General features: G+C 61.0%; 20 protein-coding genes, 1 tRNA gene, 1 other RNA gene and 1 pseudogene. 10 read left to right on the top strand and 13 right to left on the bottom strand.

Annotated elements, in window-relative coordinates; genetic code table 11:
- Positions 1 to 232: 232 nt before the first annotated feature.
- On the bottom strand, positions 233 to 619 hold the full coding sequence (locus B5M07_RS06510) for a hypothetical protein (RefSeq protein WP_120350692.1): 387 nt from the start codon (positions 617 to 619) through the stop codon (positions 233 to 235).
- 203 nt (positions 620 to 822) lie between these two features.
- The gene (locus tag B5M07_RS06505; RefSeq protein ID WP_162931823.1) at positions 823 to 1,383 is read right to left on the bottom strand and encodes a dual specificity protein phosphatase family protein; all 561 of its coding nucleotides are present in this window, start codon (positions 1,381 to 1,383) and stop codon (positions 823 to 825) included.
- A gap of 89 nt (positions 1,384 to 1,472) precedes the next feature.
- Here B5M07_RS06505 and B5M07_RS06500 point away from each other — a divergent pair, with 89 nt between their 5' ends.
- Positions 1,473 to 2,111: a GntR family transcriptional regulator gene (locus B5M07_RS06500; RefSeq protein WP_120350690.1), complete on the top strand. Its 639-nt coding sequence runs from the start codon at positions 1,473 to 1,475 to the stop codon at positions 2,109 to 2,111.
- A 52-nt stretch (positions 2,112 to 2,163) separates the two neighbouring features.
- Here the strand turns inward: B5M07_RS06500 and rpoH are convergent, their stop codons facing one another.
- Together rpoH and B5M07_RS06490 are read right to left on the bottom strand one after the other, a co-directional pair.
- A complete protein-coding gene (gene rpoH / locus B5M07_RS06495; protein ID WP_067624486.1) occupies positions 2,164 to 3,060 on the bottom strand; it encodes an RNA polymerase sigma factor RpoH in 897 nt (298 codons plus the stop codon).
- A 173-nt stretch (positions 3,061 to 3,233) separates the two neighbouring features.
- Positions 3,234 to 4,280 carry an RluA family pseudouridine synthase gene (locus B5M07_RS06490; RefSeq protein WP_120350689.1) on the bottom strand — a complete coding sequence of 349 codons (1,047 nt, stop codon included), beginning with the start codon at positions 4,278 to 4,280 and terminating at the stop codon, positions 3,234 to 3,236.
- Here B5M07_RS06490 and B5M07_RS06485 point away from each other — a divergent pair.
- On the top strand, positions 4,279 to 4,569 hold the full coding sequence (locus tag B5M07_RS06485) for a DUF6476 family protein (protein WP_120350688.1): 291 nt from the start codon (positions 4,279 to 4,281) through the stop codon (positions 4,567 to 4,569). The genes B5M07_RS06490 and B5M07_RS06485 overlap by 2 nt on opposite strands.
- On the opposite strand, the gene B5M07_RS06480 is transcribed toward B5M07_RS06485, so the two are convergent.
- Complete coding sequence (locus B5M07_RS06480; protein WP_120350687.1) at positions 4,570 to 5,355, bottom strand: inositol monophosphatase family protein; 786 nt, start codon at positions 5,353 to 5,355, stop codon at positions 4,570 to 4,572. It abuts the gene before it with no gap.
- Positions 5,356 to 5,521: 166 nt separating this feature from the next.
- Here B5M07_RS06480 and B5M07_RS06475 point away from each other — a divergent pair, with 166 nt between their 5' ends.
- Positions 5,522 to 6,562, top strand: a complete 1,041-nt coding sequence (locus tag B5M07_RS06475; protein ID WP_120350686.1) for an NADP-dependent oxidoreductase — start codon at positions 5,522 to 5,524, stop codon at positions 6,560 to 6,562.
- A 112-nt stretch (positions 6,563 to 6,674) separates the two neighbouring features.
- Here B5M07_RS06475 and B5M07_RS06470 read toward each other — a convergent pair whose 3' ends face one another.
- Positions 6,675 to 7,580 (bottom strand): LysR family transcriptional regulator, encoded by a 906-nt coding sequence (locus B5M07_RS06470; protein ID WP_120350685.1) that lies wholly within the window; start codon positions 7,578 to 7,580, stop codon positions 6,675 to 6,677.
- Between the two features lie 94 nt (positions 7,581 to 7,674).
- Between B5M07_RS06470 and metF the strand changes: the two genes are divergently transcribed.
- Both metF and B5M07_RS06460 read left to right on the top strand, forming a co-directional pair.
- A complete protein-coding gene (gene metF, locus B5M07_RS06465; protein WP_120350684.1) occupies positions 7,675 to 8,541 on the top strand; it encodes a methylenetetrahydrofolate reductase [NAD(P)H] in 867 nt (288 codons plus the stop codon).
- Between the two features lie 81 nt (positions 8,542 to 8,622).
- Positions 8,623 to 9,105: a PaaI family thioesterase gene (locus B5M07_RS06460; RefSeq protein WP_120350683.1), complete on the top strand. Its 483-nt coding sequence runs from the start codon at positions 8,623 to 8,625 to the stop codon at positions 9,103 to 9,105.
- An 80-nt stretch (positions 9,106 to 9,185) separates the two neighbouring features.
- Here B5M07_RS06460 and B5M07_RS06455 read toward each other — a convergent pair whose 3' ends face one another.
- On the bottom strand, positions 9,186 to 9,641 hold the full coding sequence (locus B5M07_RS06455) for a PRC-barrel domain-containing protein (protein ID WP_120350682.1): 456 nt from the start codon (positions 9,639 to 9,641) through the stop codon (positions 9,186 to 9,188).
- Positions 9,642 to 9,821: 180 nt separating this feature from the next.
- Positions 9,822 to 9,898, bottom strand: a tRNA-His gene (locus tag B5M07_RS06450).
- 362 nt (positions 9,899 to 10,260) lie between these two features.
- On the opposite strand from B5M07_RS06450, the gene B5M07_RS06440 reads away from it, so the two are divergent.
- Positions 10,261 to 10,449, top strand: a complete 189-nt coding sequence (locus B5M07_RS06440) for a DUF6324 family protein (RefSeq protein WP_120350680.1) — start codon at positions 10,261 to 10,263, stop codon at positions 10,447 to 10,449.
- A 96-nt stretch (positions 10,450 to 10,545) separates the two neighbouring features.
- Here the strand turns inward: B5M07_RS06440 and B5M07_RS06435 are convergent, their stop codons facing one another.
- Positions 10,546 to 11,022: an MmcB family DNA repair protein gene (locus B5M07_RS06435; RefSeq protein ID WP_254693966.1), complete on the bottom strand. Its 477-nt coding sequence runs from the start codon at positions 11,020 to 11,022 to the stop codon at positions 10,546 to 10,548.
- Positions 11,023 to 11,111: 89 nt separating this feature from the next.
- Between B5M07_RS06435 and B5M07_RS06430 the strand changes: the two genes are divergently transcribed.
- From B5M07_RS06430 to ssrS, 3 genes are all read left to right on the top strand, one after another.
- Positions 11,112 to 12,440: a hypothetical protein gene (locus B5M07_RS06430; RefSeq protein WP_120350679.1), complete on the top strand. Its 1,329-nt coding sequence runs from the start codon at positions 11,112 to 11,114 to the stop codon at positions 12,438 to 12,440.
- Positions 12,437 to 13,213, top strand: coding sequence for a hypothetical protein (locus B5M07_RS06425; RefSeq protein WP_205570910.1), 777 nt, complete (start codon positions 12,437 to 12,439; stop codon positions 13,211 to 13,213). Before B5M07_RS06430 ends, B5M07_RS06425 begins: the two co-directional genes overlap by 4 nt.
- Before the next feature lie 76 nt (positions 13,214 to 13,289).
- A non-coding RNA gene (gene ssrS, locus B5M07_RS06420) (6S RNA) lies at positions 13,290 to 13,444 on the top strand.
- Positions 13,445 to 13,502: 58 nt separating this feature from the next.
- Here the strand turns inward: ssrS and nusB are convergent.
- The 4 genes from nusB to B5M07_RS06400 form a co-directional block, all read right to left on the bottom strand.
- Positions 13,503 to 13,979, bottom strand: coding sequence for a transcription antitermination factor NusB (nusB, locus tag B5M07_RS06415; protein ID WP_120350678.1), 477 nt, complete (start codon positions 13,977 to 13,979; stop codon positions 13,503 to 13,505).
- A complete protein-coding gene (locus B5M07_RS06410; protein ID WP_120350677.1) occupies positions 13,976 to 14,527 on the bottom strand; it encodes a 6,7-dimethyl-8-ribityllumazine synthase in 552 nt (183 codons plus the stop codon). The genes nusB and B5M07_RS06410 overlap by 4 nt, the downstream gene beginning before the upstream one ends.
- 5 nt (positions 14,528 to 14,532) lie before the next feature.
- The gene (gene ribB / locus B5M07_RS06405; protein ID WP_120350676.1) at positions 14,533 to 15,657 is read right to left on the bottom strand and encodes a 3,4-dihydroxy-2-butanone-4-phosphate synthase; all 1,125 of its coding nucleotides are present in this window, start codon (positions 15,655 to 15,657) and stop codon (positions 14,533 to 14,535) included.
- 81 nt (positions 15,658 to 15,738) lie between these two features.
- Entirely contained in the window at positions 15,739 to 16,326 is a 588-nt protein-coding gene (locus B5M07_RS06400; protein ID WP_120350675.1) for a riboflavin synthase, read from the bottom strand.
- A 128-nt stretch (positions 16,327 to 16,454) separates the two neighbouring features.
- Here B5M07_RS06400 and B5M07_RS06395 point away from each other — a divergent pair.
- A pseudogene (locus B5M07_RS06395) lies at positions 16,455 to 16,730 on the top strand (capsule biosynthesis protein CapA); the annotation flags it as partial.
- Between the last annotated feature and the right edge of the window lie 153 nt (positions 16,731 to 16,883).

Here is a 16,883-nt window from a genome sequence, read left to right as displayed (position 1 = left end):
CATTGATATGGCGCCCGCGGGCCGCATGTCACGGACCTGCGCCCGACATCTATGCCAAGCCCTCGCTGCCCTCATCAGAGTGTAACAAATGGGGGGCCTGCGCGAATATACAAGGTCCACAGGCCGAGCCGATGCGCCGGAGGACAATTGCGCGAAACGCGACCGTACCGCCTGCCCGACATAAAAAAACACCCCCATAAGGGGGTGCAGTTGCTAGGCATTGGACTGTGCGTCAAGCAGCACGCAGGGTCGTATCTCCTTCATTTTGACGATTGATCAGGACGGACAGGGTAACGGCACTTTGAATGAGCCGTTGGCGAAGCTCTTGGCGCTGCCCGGCAGGGCGCAGCGGCACGTTGGTGCGCAGGTACACGGTCTGCGGCATGGCGCGCGGATGGTGCGTATAGGTCACCTCGACCACCGCCTCCACCCTGCCAAAGTCGCGGTCATGGTGGACACTGTGGAAACGCGCGCTGCAAATGTTTAGAACAGCGGGAAATTCATCGGAAGGATGACAGACGGTAACGGGTTCATAGCTGCGCCTACGGCGGATAATGTCACCTGCATTGAGGGACGCGATGGGGCCGGATGTTTCTGGCGCGATGGAGCGGCTTTGCATGTCTAATCCTCTTTCTACTCGTCTGTTCGTTAGTCTTCCCTTTCTGTGGGCTGTTGCGTTCCCTCGGGAGGTTCCGCTGTTGCCCAACCTGTATACATGTTGTCCGATCCAATTGCGGCAAGAATGGGGCAACAACTTGCCGACAATTGGGCAATCGTATAATTCGACAATCTTTTTTCACACGATCTATGCGAATGGAGCGCTTAACCCGCCTTTTCGACCTCTAGGAGCCAGGTCTCCTGAAGGCGGTTCTCGATTGCCTCAGGGAAGTGATCCCGCACTAGGGCAATGGCGTCGCCTGCCGGAAGCCCGGCCCCCATCAGCAACCAGGCCGCAATAAGTCCGCTACGGCCCGCCCCGTATTGGCACGACAGGGCCACCGTCTCCCCCGCATCCAACGCCTGCTCAAAACCGGCCCGACGTTCCGGCCATTGCGTCAGGAAAGCGTCGCCGGGCACATTGAAATCTTGGATCGCCGCGAAAGAAAGCCTCAGGCCAAGGGGTTGAGAAACTTTGGAAATCAAAGGAAACGCCCCCTCGGGAAGCTCTGCTTCCTCAGTCAGGATGAGCAATTGACGGGCGCCGGTCGCGCGCAACCCTTCCAAGGTTTCGGCCATTTGATGCGGATCAAGATAGGCAGAGCCATCGACATGGGTCAGCAGCCCCGGATAGCCGGTCATCGCCAGATGCCCCCCACGCGGGGTCGGGATAACGGCGCGTATCGAGGTCGCTTCGGGATCGAAAAAAGGCAGAACGACAGACATGACAGCATCCATAAAATTTGAGTAAGCGCAGCGACACCTGTATACATGTTAGTCAGGCAAGATGTGAACAGACCGAAGGATGCCGGGCAATGCTCAACCAAGTCAAATCCAGCACTGCGATTGCTGACACGCTCCGGGCGGATATCTGCCTGAATCGCGACATTGCGGATGGTATGTTGCACGAGATGGCCTTGGCGCAGCGGTTTGGCGTCTCCCGCACGCCCATCCGACAAGCGCTGCAACGGTTGGCCTATGAGCGGATGATCGCCGTTAAATCCGGTGTAGGCTCTGTCGTGACGCCCTTGGAGGAATCGATGCGCGCTGACGATATCTGCGCAGCAGCGGCGATTATCGAGGCCGCGGCCAAATGTGCCCCTTCTAGCCCCGCGCCGCCAACGCAATTCATGTCGCTGGCCGGGCTTTTGGGGATGATGGACATCAGTCAGCTGGACCAAGCCGAGGCGTTTTTCGAGATACGCGCCCAGCTTTTGAATGCCTTATCCGAGATGATCGAGAACCCGATCCTCAGTGATGCTTTTCGCGCGGCCTATTGGCGTCTGATCAGGTGGTCGCTGCGGGATTTTGAAACCCAGCCACAGGTCCAGATTGCGCATCTGCGTGAGGTGCTGCAAACCGCGGCCCGCGCGATGAAGAGCGGCACCCTTGCCGCCTGCTTTGAACAGATTGCCGAAATTGAAAGCAGGGTTGCCGAACCGAGCCAGACGTAAAAAAAAGCCCCGCTCCTGGGAGCGGGGCCATCTATGTTAAGTTAGCCTAGAATTAGCTGGCCGCCATCATGCCTTTTTCCTTCGCCAAGTCGCGCATGCGCTTCTGCAACTTTTCAAAAGCACGTACTTCGATTTGGCGAATACGTTCGCGGCTGACATCATATTGCGACGACAGGTCTTCCAAAGTGACCGTCTCATCCGACAGGCGGCGTTGGGTCAGAATGTCCTTTTCACGGTCGTTCAACACGTCCAAGGCTTCGGCCAACATCTCACGCCGGGTTTCCAACTCGTCACGTTCGGCATAGTCGCCCGCTTGGTCGGCGTCTTCGTCCTCCAACCAATCTTGCCACTGCATCGTGCCTTCGCCTTCGGACCCGACGGTGGCGTTAAGCGAGGCATCCCCGCCCGACATCCGCCGGTTCATCGAAACGACTTCAGCTTCGGTCACGCCCAGTTGGGTTGCAATCTCTGTCACATTCTCAGGGCGCAGATCGCCTTCTTCCAAGGCACCGATCTTGTTCTTTGCCTTACGCAGGTTGAAAAACAGCTTTTTCTGACCCGAGGTTGTGCCAAGTTTCACCAGCGACCACGACCGCAGGATATACTCCTGAATTGACGCGCGGATCCACCACATCGCGTAGGTCGCAAGGCGAAAGCCCTTCTCCGGATCGAAACGTTTGACCGCCTGCATCAGGCCGACATTCGCCTCCGAGATCACCTCGGACTGCGGCAGCCCATAGCCCCGGTAGCCCATCGCGATTTTCGCGGCAAGACGCAGGTGCGACGTGACCATGCGGTGCGCGGCTTCGGTATCTTGTTCCTCGACCCAACGTTTGGCCAGCATGTATTCTTCCTCAGGCTCCAACAGCGGGAACTTGCGGATCTCTTGCATATAGCGGTTCAGCCCGCCTTCTGGTGTCGGTGCGGGCAGATTTGCATAATTTGCCATGTCTTGTCCCTTTCCCCAGTTTGATCGGGGCCTATGTTATTTCGCTTAACATGCAATATGGGCGGCCCCCTTCGTGCTTTCAAGACAGAAGCCTTCACGCTTTTGTTCATGGTTGCACAGCTTCTGTGAACAAAACGTAACCAATCCTAGGGCGGTTCCCTGAGGTGGCGGGGTCACGCCGACGGGGTTGCTGGCCCTTCACGAAGCAATTGCAACAGCGCTGCCATATCCGATGGCAAAGGCGCTTCGAAACGCAGGCTTTCGCCCGTCACTGGATGCTCAAACCCCAAAACAGCGGCGTGCAGCGCTTGGCGGGGGAAGGCGCGGATGGCGTCGGCGGTGGCCTCGGGCAAGGCCGCTTTGGCCAGCTTGCGCCGCCCGCCATAGGTCGCATCCCCCACCAAACCGTGGCCTGCGTGAGACATATGCACGCGGATCTGGTGCGTGCGCCCCGTTTCCAGCCAGCATTCCAGCAGCGCCAGAACGGGTGGCGTGCCGAAACGCTCAACCGTGCGGGCGCGGGTTACGGCGTGGCGGCCGCCTTGGAACAGCACCGCCTGCCGCTGGCGGTCGGTCTTGTGCCGCGCCAACTGGGTGGTCATGCGCAGGATATTCCCCGCCTCAAAGGACGCGCCTTTGACGCCGCGCAGACGCGGGTCATTGGCATCGGGCACCCCGTAGACGAGGGTTTGATAATACCGCTCAACCGTATGTTTTTCGAACTGCGCCGCCAGCCCGTGATGCGCCGCGTCGGATTTGGCGACAACCAGCAGTCCCGTGGTGTCCTTGTCAATCCGGTGCACGATGCCGGGCCGCTTCATCCCGCCCACGCCCGAGAGATCATCGCCACAGTGTGCTAACAATGCGTTTACCAGCGTACCGGAAGGCGAGCCCGGGGCGGGATGGACCACCATGCCCGCTGGTTTGTCGATCACGATCAGGTCGTCATCTTCGAACACCACCGACAGGGGTATGTCTTCGGGCAGGATGTGGCTTTCCGCCGCTTCTTCGACCGTGATCTGCACTACCTGCCCTTCGGCCACTTTGGCGCGGGGGTCTTGGACTTTGACACCGTCCAGCGTCACGGCCCCGTCGGCGATCAACCGGCCCAATCGCGTGCGCGACAGGTTCGCTTCCTCTGGCACATCGCGGGCCAGCGCCTTATCAAGACGGGCGGGCGGGCTATCGCCCAGAATGAAATCAATGCGGCGGTGAGACATGGACACGGACAACCCTGATGAACCGGCGAACCTGCGGTTTCTGCGGCGGATGGTGACGGTCTTGACCGTCGTGATGATTGGCGGGGTTCTAGTGCTGATCTTCGTGCTTGTCACCCGTCTGAGCGATCAAGGCCCGACCATGCCGCGCAGTATTTCCCTGCCCGATGGCAGCAGCGCCCAAGCATTTACGCAAGGACGCGGCTGGTATGCGGTGGTGACGGACGCAGATGAAATCCTGATCTTTGACCAGTTGACCGGCGAATTGCGCCAGACGATCCCGATCGAATAATCAGCCGCGGATCGTTTTGGCGAAGGTCGAATAGATCGGCTCGTTGGAGCAGATAATCTCGCCGTGCTGCAGGATATTGCGCTCGGGACGGATCGCTTCGACAAGGCCACCGGCCTCTTTCACGATTAACATGCCTGCGGCCACGTCCCACGGCTTCAAACGGCGTTCCCAGAAACCATCGTAGCGGCCCGAAGCGACGTAAGCCAGATCAAGCGAAGCCGCACCCCAGCGGCGCACACCGGCGCAAACGGGCAGAAGTCGGCCCAGATCTTTGAGCGTTTCGGGCAGGTCGGCGCGACCGCCGAAAGGCAGACCCGTGGCAAAGATCGACTCGATCATCCGGTGACGGCCCGACACCCGCAGGCGGCCTTCGTTCATCCAAGCGCCGGTGCCCTTCTCGGCAAAGAACATCTCATCCTTGGCGGGGTCGAAAACCACCCCGGCAACGATTTCGCCCTTATGCTCCAACGCGATGGAGACAGCCCAATGCGGCAGACCGTGCAAGAAGTTGGTCGTGCCATCCAGCGGGTCGACGATCCAACGGCGCGTGGGGTCTTGGCCCTCTTCCTCGCCGCCCTCTTCGGCCAGCCAGCCGTAGGTCGGGCGCGCGCCCATCAGGTCGTCTTTGATGATCTTCTCGGCGCCAATGTCGGCTTTGGTTACGAAATCGCCCGCGCCTTTGACCGAGACCTGAAGGTTCTCGACCTCGCGGAAATCCTTGACCAATGCACGCCCCGCTTTGCGTGCCGCTTTGATCATGATGTTAAGATTCGCACTACCGATCATTGTTCGCGCCCTTTGATGGATAAGGCGGGACGTATAGGGCGCAAGAGCGCAATTGCCAAGGGGGCAGAAACCTAGGCCGCTGGGGCATTCTTACGCAGCGTGCGGGTTGTTTTAAAAGCACAAGGTGACACCTTGGACCCAAAGCAATCAGCCCGAAGGAAATCCCATGTCCGACCAGATGCAAAAAATCGTCCTCGCCAGCCGCCCTGACGGCGCGCCCACGCCTGAGAACTTCCGTCTAGAGAGCGCGGATATGCCCCAGCCGGGCGACGGGGAAATCTTGGTCGAAGTGCACTACATGTCGCTTGATCCCTATATGCGGGGCCGCATGGATGATGCGAAATCCTACGCGCAGCCCGTGCCTATTGGCGGGCTCATGGAGGGCGGCAGCGTCGGCAAGGTGATCGCCTCCAATGATCCGAGCTTTAACGTTGGCGATTTTGCCTTTGGTGCCTTTGGATGGGCGACCCACGGCGTTGCCCCGGCCAAGCAGTGTCAAAAGGTCGATGCCGAAGCCGTGCCGATCACCGCCTCGCTTGGTGTGCTGGGGATGCCCGGATTGACCGGTTGGTACGGGCTGAACGAAATCGGCCAGCCGAAAGAGGGTGAAACGCTTGTCGTCGCGGCCGCCACGGGGCCTGTCGGGTCGATGGTGGGGCAGTTGGCCAAGGCCAAAGGGCTGCGCACCGTCGGCATCGCGGGCGGGGCCGAGAAATGCGAGATCGCCACGCGCGACTTCGGCTTTGACGTCTGTCTTGACCACCGCGCCTATGACGACGCCAAATCCCTGCGCGCCGCGTTGAAAGAGGCCGCGCCGGATGGCATTGATATCTATTACGAAAACGTCGGCGGCAAAGTGCTGGATGCGGTACTGCCGCTGATGAACCCGCATGGCCGTATCCCGCTTTGCGGCATGATCGCGTGGTACAACGCGGGCGGGCTTGGTGCCGACGCGGAGGGCGCTGGCCTCACCGCGCCGCGGCTGTGGCGGACGATTTTGGTGAACTTCCTCACCGTGCGCGGCTTTATCATCTCGAACCACTGGAACCGCATGCCGGAGTTCCACCGCGAGGTGGCCCCGATGGTCGCGGATGGACGTGTAAAAGTGAAAGAGGACATCACCGAGGGGCTGGAGAATGCGCCGCAGGCGTTCATCGACATGCTGAATGGCGGCAACACTGGCAAGGCAATCGTTAAGGTGAAGTAAGCCTTGCGCCTACCTTTGGCCCGGAATCAAGCCGCAGGCGCCGGGCCATCGCCTGCCCGCCCAGACGGGTAGGCGATTTGGTGGGGCTGGGTGCTGCCCCTCAGAACGCCGCCTAGGCCCGCTGCAACTTCCGCGCCTCTTGCCCGGCCAGTTTCAACAACTCATCCATAAACGGTTTGCCCAGATCATCCTTGCGCACCGCCGCATAAAGCCGCCGCGTTATGCCCTGTGCCGTCAAAGGCCGCGTGACGTAATCCGACGAATATTTCACCTCGCGCACCACCCAATCGGGCAGGACCGACACCCCGCGATTGGACGCCACCAGCAGCAAGATCACTGCCGTTAGCTCGACCTGTCGGATCGCCGCAGGCTCGACCTTGGCGGGGATCAACAACTGGCTGAACACATCCAGTCGCGTCCGTTCCACCGGATAGGTAATGAGCGTCTCACCGCGAAAATCAGCCGCCTCGACAAAGGGTTTCTCGGCCAGAGAGTGGCTTTGCGATGCCACGAAAACCGGATTGTAATCAAAGAGTTCGACAAACTCGACCCCCGGCAGTTCTTCGGGATCCGATGACACCACCAGATCAACCTCTTCGCGCAGCAGAGCGGGCAGCGCGTCAAATGCCAGACCGGGGCGGATATCGACATCAACATCCTGCCAATGCCGCCGGAACTGCTCCAACACCGGGAAAAGCCACTCGAAACAGGCGTGGCATTCAATGGCAATATGCATCCGCCCCGTGCTGCCTGCCCGCAGCCCCGAAAATTCATCTTGCAAGGCTTCGACCTGTGGCAATACCTGCTGCGCCAGTTTCAACAACCTCTGCCCGGCGGGCGAAAGCTTCAACGGTTTTGAGCGCCGGACAAACAACTCAACCCCGGCCTGATCCTCCAAGCCCTTCACCTGATGACTTAACGCCGATTGCGTGATATTCATCTGATCCGCCGCGCGGGCCAGCCCGCCCGCCTCGTGAATGGCCTTGATTGTGCGCAGGTGACGGAACTCAATGTGCATGTGAGGCATTACTCATGTTCAAGATGAATGTTATGAGTTTGTCTCACAAGGCTAGATGTGAGACAAGACGTGAAACCGCCAAAAGGATCTCTCAATGACCACGCCTGCCGTTTCCTTCGAAGTCTTCCCGCCCCGCACCGTCGGCGCGGCGTTCAAACTGTGGGATGCAGCTCAGGCGCTGGCCCCACTGGCGCCGCGTTTCTTCTCGGTCACCTATGGCGCGGGTGGCACGACCCGGGATCTGACCCATGATTCGGCCCATGTGCTGCACCGTACCTCCGGTCTGCCTGTCGCCGGGCACCTGACCTGCGTGGGGGCCAGCCGCGCGGAAACCATGGAAGTCGCCGATAAATTCGCCGAAGCGGGCATCAAAGACATCGTCGCCCTGCGCGGCGATCCGCAGGCGGGCACCGACAAATTCGCGCCCCACCCCGAAGGTTTTGCCGATAGCTGCGAGTTAATCGAGGCGCTGGCGAAAACCGGCAAATTCACCATCCGAGTGGGCGCCTACCCCGACCCGCACCCCGAAGCGGCCGACCAGCAGGCCAATATCGATTGGCTGAAACGCAAGTTCGACGCGGGCGCGGATGAGGCCTTGACCCAGTTCTTCTTTGAAGCCGATACCTTTCTGCGCTTCCGCGACGCCTGCGTCAAAGCAGGCATTGACAAACCGATCACGCCGGGCATCCTGCCAGTGGTGAATTGGACCTCAGCCCGCAAATTCGCCGTCAAATGTGGCACGCCCATCCCGGAATGGGTCGACCAAGCCTATGAAGCGGCGATCCGCGATGACCGTCATGACCTGCTGGCCCAAGCCATGTGCACCGAACTGTGCAGCGAATTGATCGACGAGGGCGTGGACGCACTGCATTTCTACACGCTCAACCGCGCCGAACTGACCCGCGATGTTTGCCGCGCCATCGGTGTGACACCGCAGGTTGATCTGTCGGACGTCGCGTAAACTTGGCACCTCGGGCGCAGGGGCTTGCCCCTGCCCCCCTCGGGCGTATCCTCCGGCGAAATTCATCTGCCGGAGAAGACCATGCCCCGCATCGCCCAAAGCCCTGCTGACCTTTTGTCCCAATCCGAGGCCCTGAAACTGTCGGGGCTGGAGTTCATGCAGGCCATCCTCGACGGCACCAACCCCGGCCCGCCCATCGGCCAAACCATGGGCTATGCGCTGCATTCGGTCGAAGAGGGCCGCATCATCTTTCGCGGCGCGCCGAGCTTCGCCATGACCAACCCGATGGGCACGGTGCATGGCGGCTGGTACGGCACGCTGCTCGATTCGGCGATGGCCTGCGCGGTGATGACGAAAGTGCCGCGCGGCTCGGTCTATACCACTTTGGAATACAAGATTAATATCCTGCGGGGCCTGCCCTTGGGGATGGAGATCGACTGCATCGGCGTGACCGATCACGTAGGCCGCTCCACCGGTGTGGCGCATGGTGAAATACGCGGGGTCGAGGATGGCAAACTCTATGCCACCGGCTCAACCACCTGCATCGTGATGAAGTTGGGCTAACGCCATCCATGAAAAAACCCCGGCGTGGACGGCGCCACGCCGGGGTCAAAACTCTTTCGGCAAAGAGTTAACCGTTCAGATTAGTCCCAGAAACCTTCGTCAACGCTGGGCAGCGCTTCCAGTTCTTCTTCGCTCAGGCGGGTGACATAGGCATAGGTTTGGTCGTCGACCGCCACGAGGTTCACGTCGGGCGTGGAAATCATGACATGTTTGTCACCAATATCGAGGAAACCACCGACTTCGGCCACGATACCGACCATTTGGCCGTTTTTGGACAGAACGATGTCTTCGATCTCACCGATCTCGTTCCAGTCGGTGCCGATTTCGGCATATGCCGTGTTGGGGCTCCATTCGTCGCCGGCTTCGTTGATGGTGAAGATCTCTCCACCGGTGATATCCCGCGAGCGGATCAGATCGCCGCGCATCTCGTTCATCGCCACACTGTCGAGGTTGGAATGGTCGACCATATGGGCCTCTGCGAAAGCGGCGGTGCCTGCGATTGTTAGGGCAAGGGTGCTGGCTGTGAGCGTTTTCATGTCTCTCTCCTCTTTCGTTAATTGCTGTGGTTACAACGAAAGCTGCGAATTAACGTTCCAGAAAAAGCTAAAATTAACTATGGATTAGGGCGGAAACGCTGGTGCGGCACCGCGCGGCCAGCCCTCGCGGACAGGTGCCAGCCTCGCTGGAAAGAGTGACCGATGTACTAAAGGGGGGGATGGTACCACCTCCTGGTCTCGAACCAGGGACCTCTTGATCCACAATCAAGCGCTCTAACCAACTGAGCTAAGGCGGCACTGGGGCGGATTTAGCGCCCGTGGCAGAGGAATGCAAGACCTCAGGGACAGAAGAATGGTCGGTTTTGGGCAGAATTTTCGCGTCATCCCGAGCGTCACCTTTTCCGGGGGAAACTTCGGCGGCTGGCCATTGGTTCTTGCGCCCCTGCCCTTAAACCTCGCCTTCTTCAGTCCGCTCGGCTCAGAGGTGTGCCAGAAAACGGCATTGTAGCCCACCACGCGCCGCATAGAAGGTCAGCGTTTCCCGCCGGCATCCGCACCTTGCCGAATCCCGGTCCCCAAAGCCCCGCAACACCGCAAGATCCCTTGCCTTTTCTGCCACGCCGCGCTAGCGATAAGCCCCACCAAACCGGAGGCTCCCATGGGCATCGACACCGAACGCGATATCGAAGCAAACCTGCAAATCGGCCCGACCGACAAAGGCATGGTCCGCCTTTTTGTCGAAGGGGACGGCGTTGAAATTCCGATGGATTTCACGCCCGAGGAAGCCCGCGAAATCGCCGAAGAAATCATGGCCGCAGTGAACCGCGCGGGCAAAAAGGGGCGCTAAGCCCCTTTGAGGGAACGGTAGCCTGCAGGGCATTGCGTTCTTCCAGCGCTCTGCCAAGGCACCCTTTCGAAGCAAAAACTGCGCCCGGCCCCACAATCAAGACCAGTTCGGCACCATATCTGGATCGCGCAGCCGATGCAGGCGCCGGGCGGCATGGGTCGCGAACTTTTGCACCATCACCTTGCGCCGGGCGGGCGCAAGCTTGGTCTCATCGCTCATCCGAACGATCTCGGCCCCATAGGCGTCACCGATGATAAGGCCGCTGTCCTCCGGCAGCAGCTCGGCCGGAAAATCACTGTCGACGGCCCAAAAGAACCGGTCCGCCCATTCCAAATAGCCCTCCCATTTTGCATCACCCATGAAATCGGCGCGGCAGGATTTACATTCGACGATCCAAATCTCCCCCTTGGGGCCAAGTGCCATCACGTCCACCCGCAGGCCGGGCGTTGGCACCAGTTCCTCAACAGAGGCGAAACCCAGATCGGCTAAATGCCGCATCACCCCCCGCGCCAGAAGCTGACCGGGTTGGAACTGTCGTATCTCGTTTTCCATCATAGCGACAAATATGAACATTTGGTGAACATTCGCAAGAGCCCAAACCGGAAAGTTTGGTATTTCCCCCACAACCCCCTATCTTCAAACAAGCAAAGCGAGGGGGGCCCATGGCACAACGCGAACCGATGAGTGAGACACAGGCGCGCGGGGTGCGCTATGCCCGTGAATTGGAGGGCCATTTGACATGGCTCGACACATTCTCTGGCACGGCGCTTGGTGTCCTCGCCGTGGCCTCGGGCATCTACACCTACCTTGGCGTCTCCTCACTGCTTGATGACAACGGCGCCATGTCGGCCTTTGCCGCGATCGCCTATTCCGTGGCGGTTTCGGTCGGTATCTTCGTCTTTTGGTCCTATCTGCTGCGGCTCTTCCCTGCCGTGCGCACGACACGGGCGCGGATGGGGCTTTTAGGGGCCATGGGCCTCGGCTCCGTCGCGATCATTGCGATGTCGAGCTGGCTGAACGCCGCGGCGCTGGCCGGGTCGGCGGCGGTCGAACAGCATCTGGCCGAGACGGTGCAAGACTACCAAGGCGCGCTGGAGCGCACCCATGAAATCGCTCTTTCCGCTCAAGGGCTTGAGCGTGACGTGGCGCGGGTTAGACAGAGCTTCGAGGACCTGAGCGAACAAGAGGCCGCGGGCAGCCTTTCGGGCCTTGCCGGGCGCGGCGCGGTGTTCCGTGTCCTGCGGCAGAAATCGGCGGAATTGGCAGGGCTAGAGGCGCAGATCGCCACGCAGACCCCGCTGGTGAATGACGCCTTTGCAGAGGGCAACCAAATCCTCAGCCGGATGCGCGCGCTGACGGTAGAGCCCGGCCCGGTCCAAGCACGCTCGGTCGAGTTTTCCGAACAGGCCGTGCGCCTTGCCGGTCTGATTACCCGTTTGCGGCAACTTTCGGTCGCACCACTGGTTGAACGCGCGGCGCAGGATTTGGCGGCCTCCGTCGTGCTGCCGGAACTGGACGGCAGCAACGAAGAACAGCGCGGCGCGCAGGGCGCAACGATCACCTCGGTGCTCGAAGTGCTGGCGCAGCGTGCAGCGACATTGGAACGCGCGGCGCAGGATGTGCAGGCCATGCCGCCCGCCGCCGACACGACCTATACGCCGATCTCCAGCGCCGATGCGGTGATCCTCTATGCGCGCAACTTCGTGCCCTCTTGGGCCGGGGCGATTGCGATTGACCTGTTGCCCGCCGTGCTGGTGATGATCCTCGCCATTACCCAAGGCGCGATCCGCTCTGGCCGCGAGGGGGCCGCGGTCGAAGACACGCTGACCCTTGCCGAGCTGCGCGCAGCACTGGCCGCCGTGCGCGATGTCGATGTGGCGATGCAAGAAAGCCCCGCCCACAAACGCCCCACCGCCGAAGCCGCCCCTTTGCCCAATGAGAGCGTGCGTGAAGACGCTCCCGGCCACGTCACGCCGATCAAAAGCACATGAGCGAGGAGACTTCGGAAGAAATGGAAGGCACCCGCCGCCCGCCCATCGTCGGGCGGGTGCTGATCGGCGTGCTGATCTTTCAACTGGGCCTCGCGGTGCTGCTGTTCTGGGGCGATTTGGGCGAAGGACTGCGCCTGCCCGGCTTTGGCCCGCGCGCACCGGAACTGACCGAGCCCATCCGCCCCGGCGACCAGACCCGCCGCTTTCGCCCCGAACGCGCGCCAAATCCCGGCCAGCCGATGCCCGATACCGCCCTGCCCGACCGGCTGATCCTGACGCCCGTCTCTGGCGGTCGCGCGGCATTGTTAGAAGGCACCATCGAAGCAGGCGATGCAGAGCGGATCGCCAAGCAACTGGCCGAGCTTTCCCCCGCGCCCGAGGAAATCTATCTCAACTCCCCCGGCGGGTCGGTCCGCGATGCGCTGGAACTGGGCCGCTACCTGCGCCGCGAAGGGTTCGATACCGCGCTGCGTGAGGGCGACATCTGCTATTCCGCCTGCCCCTACCTGCTGGCCGCAGGCGAGGCACGCACGGTCCCCGACAGCGCCTCGGTCGGGGTACATCAGCATTACTTTGGCGAAAGCACGATCCTGCCCGCCTTTGTCGCCGTTGAGGATATCCAACGCGGCCAAGGAGAGGTGATGCGCTATCTGGATGACATGGGGGTAGACCCGCTGGTGATGCAGCATGCGCTGGTCACCCCGCCCGATGAAATCTACGTGCTGCTGCCGGAAGAGTTACGCCGCTATGGCTTTATCCCTTCTGAGGACTGAGCGGAGCGCAGAAGTTTTGCAAATCCACCTTCGCCCCCTTGCCGCAGCCCCCCATGGACCCTACATCGGGGGTCGACGGGTTCTGCCCTGTTCGTGAACGTTACATTCCAGTGGCCTTAAGCAAATCCGAGGGAGCTGGCTCTGTCCGAGCCCTGGTTCGGTTACCTGGCGCCCACCTGTACATACAGGTCCTCGGGAATATAAAACAGCAGCGGCAGGCGCGGTTCCCGTCACTTTTCCCAAGATTATGATGTGGTTGATGGCCCCTCGGGGCCACTTTCCCTTGCGTTTAAAACGCTTCGGGACGGGCCTCGCGGGCCATATGGTCGAGCACGGCGTTCACAAAGCTCGGCTCGCGCCCTTCGGGGAAGAACGAATGCGCCACGTCGACGTATTCCTTGATCACCACACGCGGCGGCGTATCGTCATGGCGGAGCTCGGCACCCGCGGCGCGGAACAGCGCGCGCAGGGTCGGGTCGATCCGGGCGATGGCCCATTTGGCGACGATGGCACGGTTGGCCATCTGGTCGATCGGTGCCTGATAGTTCACCGCATCTTCAAGCACGCGAGAGAAGTGATCGACATCCCCCTCCTGCATTTCGTCGCCCTCATAGACGGCGCCGAAACGGTGGTCGATGAACTCGTGACGCACGACATCGACCGTCTGCGCGGAATGTTCCATCTGGAACAGCGCCTGCACGGCATAGAGCCGCGAGGCCGACTTCATCTTACGTTTCTGATTGCCCGAAAGCGCGTTGCTGGTCATGCGAGGTTTGATCCATCCGTATCGCCGGCCATCAAAGTGTCCTGCCCGAATGGCTTGAACCCGATGCCCTTGCTCTGGCGGCCCCATTTACGAGCGAGCGCGATAAGATGCAAGGCCGCAGCCGCCGCCCCGCCACCTTTGTTTTGCCCCTCAGGGTCGGCGCGGACCTCGGCTTGTTTCTTGTTCTCGACGGTCAGGATGCCATTGCCGATGCAAAGCCCTTGCAGACCAAGCAGTTGCAAGGCGCGGCTGCTGTCGTTGCAGACGGTTTCATAATGCGTCGTCTCGCCACGGATCACGCAGCCAAGCGCGACATAGCCGTCAAAATTGCTGCCTCGGTCGGAAATGCCGATGGCGGTGGGAATCTCCAACGCGCCGGGCATCTCGATGATCTCATAGGTCGCACCGGCGGCCTCAAGCTCGGCCTTGGCGCCGGTCAGCATGCCGTTCGCAATGTCCGAATAATAGGGCGAGACAACGATCAGCAGCTTCACCGGCTCATCAAATTCCGGGCGCGGCAGGATGGTGTGTTCTTCGGCGGAAGCCATGGCGATTACTCCGTGGTGATGGGCCGGGTGCCCACGATTTCCAGCGCATAGGCATCAAGGCCCAGATAGCGCGTGTCGGGATTGTCGGTCAGCAGGACCAACTCATGCAGCCCCATCGACGACAGGATCTGCGCGCCCAGCCCGGTGCGTTTGATGGTGCGCGGACGCTCATCATCTTCGGCATCCAGCCGCAGGCGCGGATAGGGATCGCGGAACAGCACAACAGCGCCGCGGCCCTCATCAGCGATGATCTGCATGGCACGCGGCAGCTCATCCGCCGGGCTGGGGCCGAGGCCGAGGATATCCTCCAGCGCATTGATCGCATGGGTCCGGATCAGCACCGGCTCAGGGGTCGAGATATCGCCCTTGGTAAGCACCACATGGTCGGTCCCGGTGATCTGGTCGGAGAACACCCGCATCTGCCAATCGCCGCCATAGGCGGAGGTCACGGTGCGGCTGTCGCGCTCCACCAGCAGGTTGTCGTGTTTGTGGCGATAGGTGATCAGGTCGCTGATCGTGCCGATTTTCAGCCCGTGTTCAGCCGCAAACGCCACCAGATCGGGCAGACGCGCCATTTCGCCATCGTCTTTCATGATCTCGCAGATCACGCCCGAAGGGTGCAGCCCCGCAAGTCGCGAAATATCGACTGCCGCTTCGGTATGCCCTGCCCGCACCAACACGCCACCATCGCGGGCGCGCAGTGGGAAGACATGGCCGGGGGTCGCGATATCCGCCGAGCCTGCTTGCTCAGAGATCGCCACCGCCACGGTCAGCGCGCGGTCGGCGGCGGAAATACCCGTGCTGACCCCCTCACGCGCTTCGATGCTGACGGTAAAGGCCGTTTCATGCCGAGACGAATTGTTCACCGCCATCATCGGCAGGCCCAGATGATCAACCCGCGCTGAGGTCATCGGCAGGCAAATCAACCCGCGCCCATGGGTCGCCATGAAATTGATCGCCGCGGCATCGGCAAACTGCGCCGGGATCACCAGATCGCCTTCGTTCTCGCGGTCCTCATGGTCCACCAGAATGAACATCCGACCTTGGCGCGCGTCTTCGATGATGTCTTCGATCGGCGAAATCGCGTCGCTCAGCCCTGTCTCGACCGGTCCGGGTTTGTCAAATTGCATTGGCTGCTTCCATCTATCTGTTGCCCGGCTCTTAGCCTGACCCGCGCCGCTTGGCCAGAGCGCGCCCCGAAGGGCGCCGCGTCACATCTCGTTCAGCCGCGCGACGTAGCGCGCCAGCGTGTCGATTTCGAGGTTGACCAGATCGCCAACCTTGGCGTCACCCCAAGTGGTCACCTCTTTGGTATGCGGAATGAAGTTGATGCCAAAATCGCAGCCTTCGACGTCATTCACCGTCAGCGAGGTGCCGTTCAGCGCCACGGAACCCTTGGGCGCGATGAACCGCGCCAAATCCTTCGGCGCGCGCAGCGTCACGCGGGTGCTGTCGCCCTCATCTTTCATCTCGGTAATCTCGGCCACGCCATCGACATGGCCCGAGACGATATGCCCGCCCAGCTCATCGCCCACCTTCAACGCGCGTTCAAGGTTCACGCGCCGCCCTTCGGCCCAATGCTGGCCTAGGTTGGTCTTGGCCACCGTCTCGGCGCTGATCTGTACCTCGTACCAATCATCGCCCAGCCCCACGACCGTCAGGCAGACCCCGTCGCTGGCGATTGACGCGCCCATGTCGATGCTGCTGGTGTCATAGCCGGTCTGAATGCGCGCGCGCAGGTCGCCTTCCTGTTCCAGCTTGGTCACGCTGCCAACGTCTGTGATAATGCCGGTGAACATGGATAGGCTCCTTTGCTGTTTGGCGCAGTGGTAAACCCGCGCACCGCCACAGGCAAGAGCGGGTGACGCCACATTGTCGCCCCTATTATATGGTGGTTAAGGGTAAAACACGCCGATTTAGGACCCGTATGACCGTGACCGCTGCCCCCGCCCGCACCTTCCTGTTCCTGCAAGGCCCGCATGGGCCTTTCTTCAACAGTCTGGGCAAGATGCTGCGCCGGGCGGGCGCTGAGGTCTGGCGCGTAGGGTTCAACGCGGGCGACCGGGCCTTTTGGTTTCATCCGTCGACCTACATCCCCTATCGCGGCACGGTTGAGGACTGGCCGAGCGTTTTCGCCACCCTGTTAGAGCAAAAACAGGTCACCGACATCGTGCTTTATGGTGACACACGGCCCATTGCCGCGCGACAAACAAGGTGAGAATCCAGCGTCAATCAGGATGAGAACGCGGGGATTGGGGCTCGCAGGGAGGGCGTAGCCCGACTGGAGAGGTCCAATCCCCGCGTTGCGCCCAGAATGGGTGGGTCTGACGGTCGTGGCCGGCTCGGATAGGGAATG

The sequence above is a fragment of the Sulfitobacter sp. D7 genome (genome assembly GCF_003611275.1).
Taxonomy (GTDB): domain Bacteria; phylum Pseudomonadota; class Alphaproteobacteria; order Rhodobacterales; family Rhodobacteraceae; genus Sulfitobacter; species Sulfitobacter profundi.
Note: the sequence above shows the minus strand (reverse complement) of the source record. Positions and strands in the feature narration are given on the sequence as shown.

Coding starts and splice junctions, on each gene's coding strand:
- B5M07_RS06510 (WP_120350692.1), bottom strand. CDS start 619: ATGCAAAGCCGCTCCATCGCGCCAGAAACATCCGGCCCCATCGCGTCC.
- B5M07_RS06505 (WP_162931823.1), bottom strand. CDS start 1,383: ATGTCTGTCGTTCTGCCTTTTTTCGATCCCGAAGCGACCTCGATACGC.
- B5M07_RS06500 (WP_120350690.1), top strand. CDS start 1,473: ATGCTCAACCAAGTCAAATCCAGCACTGCGATTGCTGACACGCTCCGG.
- rpoH (WP_067624486.1), bottom strand. CDS start 3,060: ATGGCAAATTATGCAAATCTGCCCGCACCGACACCAGAAGGCGGGCTG.
- B5M07_RS06485 (WP_120350688.1), top strand. CDS start 4,279: ATGGACACGGACAACCCTGATGAACCGGCGAACCTGCGGTTTCTGCGG.
- B5M07_RS06490 (WP_120350689.1), bottom strand. CDS start 4,280: ATGTCTCACCGCCGCATTGATTTCATTCTGGGCGATAGCCCGCCCGCC.
- B5M07_RS06480 (WP_120350687.1), bottom strand. CDS start 5,355: ATGATCGGTAGTGCGAATCTTAACATCATGATCAAAGCGGCACGCAAA.
- B5M07_RS06475 (WP_120350686.1), top strand. CDS start 5,522: ATGTCCGACCAGATGCAAAAAATCGTCCTCGCCAGCCGCCCTGACGGC.
- B5M07_RS06470 (WP_120350685.1), bottom strand. CDS start 7,580: ATGCACATTGAGTTCCGTCACCTGCGCACAATCAAGGCCATTCACGAG.
- metF (WP_120350684.1), top strand. CDS start 7,675: ATGACCACGCCTGCCGTTTCCTTCGAAGTCTTCCCGCCCCGCACCGTC.
- B5M07_RS06460 (WP_120350683.1), top strand. CDS start 8,623: ATGCCCCGCATCGCCCAAAGCCCTGCTGACCTTTTGTCCCAATCCGAG.
- B5M07_RS06455 (WP_120350682.1), bottom strand. CDS start 9,641: ATGAAAACGCTCACAGCCAGCACCCTTGCCCTAACAATCGCAGGCACC.
- B5M07_RS06440 (WP_120350680.1), top strand. CDS start 10,261: ATGGGCATCGACACCGAACGCGATATCGAAGCAAACCTGCAAATCGGC.
- B5M07_RS06435 (WP_254693966.1), bottom strand. CDS start 11,022: ATGTTCATATTTGTCGCTATGATGGAAAACGAGATACGACAGTTCCAA.
- B5M07_RS06430 (WP_120350679.1), top strand. CDS start 11,112: ATGGCACAACGCGAACCGATGAGTGAGACACAGGCGCGCGGGGTGCGC.
- B5M07_RS06425 (WP_205570910.1), top strand. CDS start 12,437: ATGAGCGAGGAGACTTCGGAAGAAATGGAAGGCACCCGCCGCCCGCCC.
- nusB (WP_120350678.1), bottom strand. CDS start 13,979: ATGACCAGCAACGCGCTTTCGGGCAATCAGAAACGTAAGATGAAGTCG.
- B5M07_RS06410 (WP_120350677.1), bottom strand. CDS start 14,527: ATGGCTTCCGCCGAAGAACACACCATCCTGCCGCGCCCGGAATTTGAT.
- ribB (WP_120350676.1), bottom strand. CDS start 15,657: ATGCAATTTGACAAACCCGGACCGGTCGAGACAGGGCTGAGCGACGCG.
- B5M07_RS06400 (WP_120350675.1), bottom strand. CDS start 16,326: ATGTTCACCGGCATTATCACAGACGTTGGCAGCGTGACCAAGCTGGAA.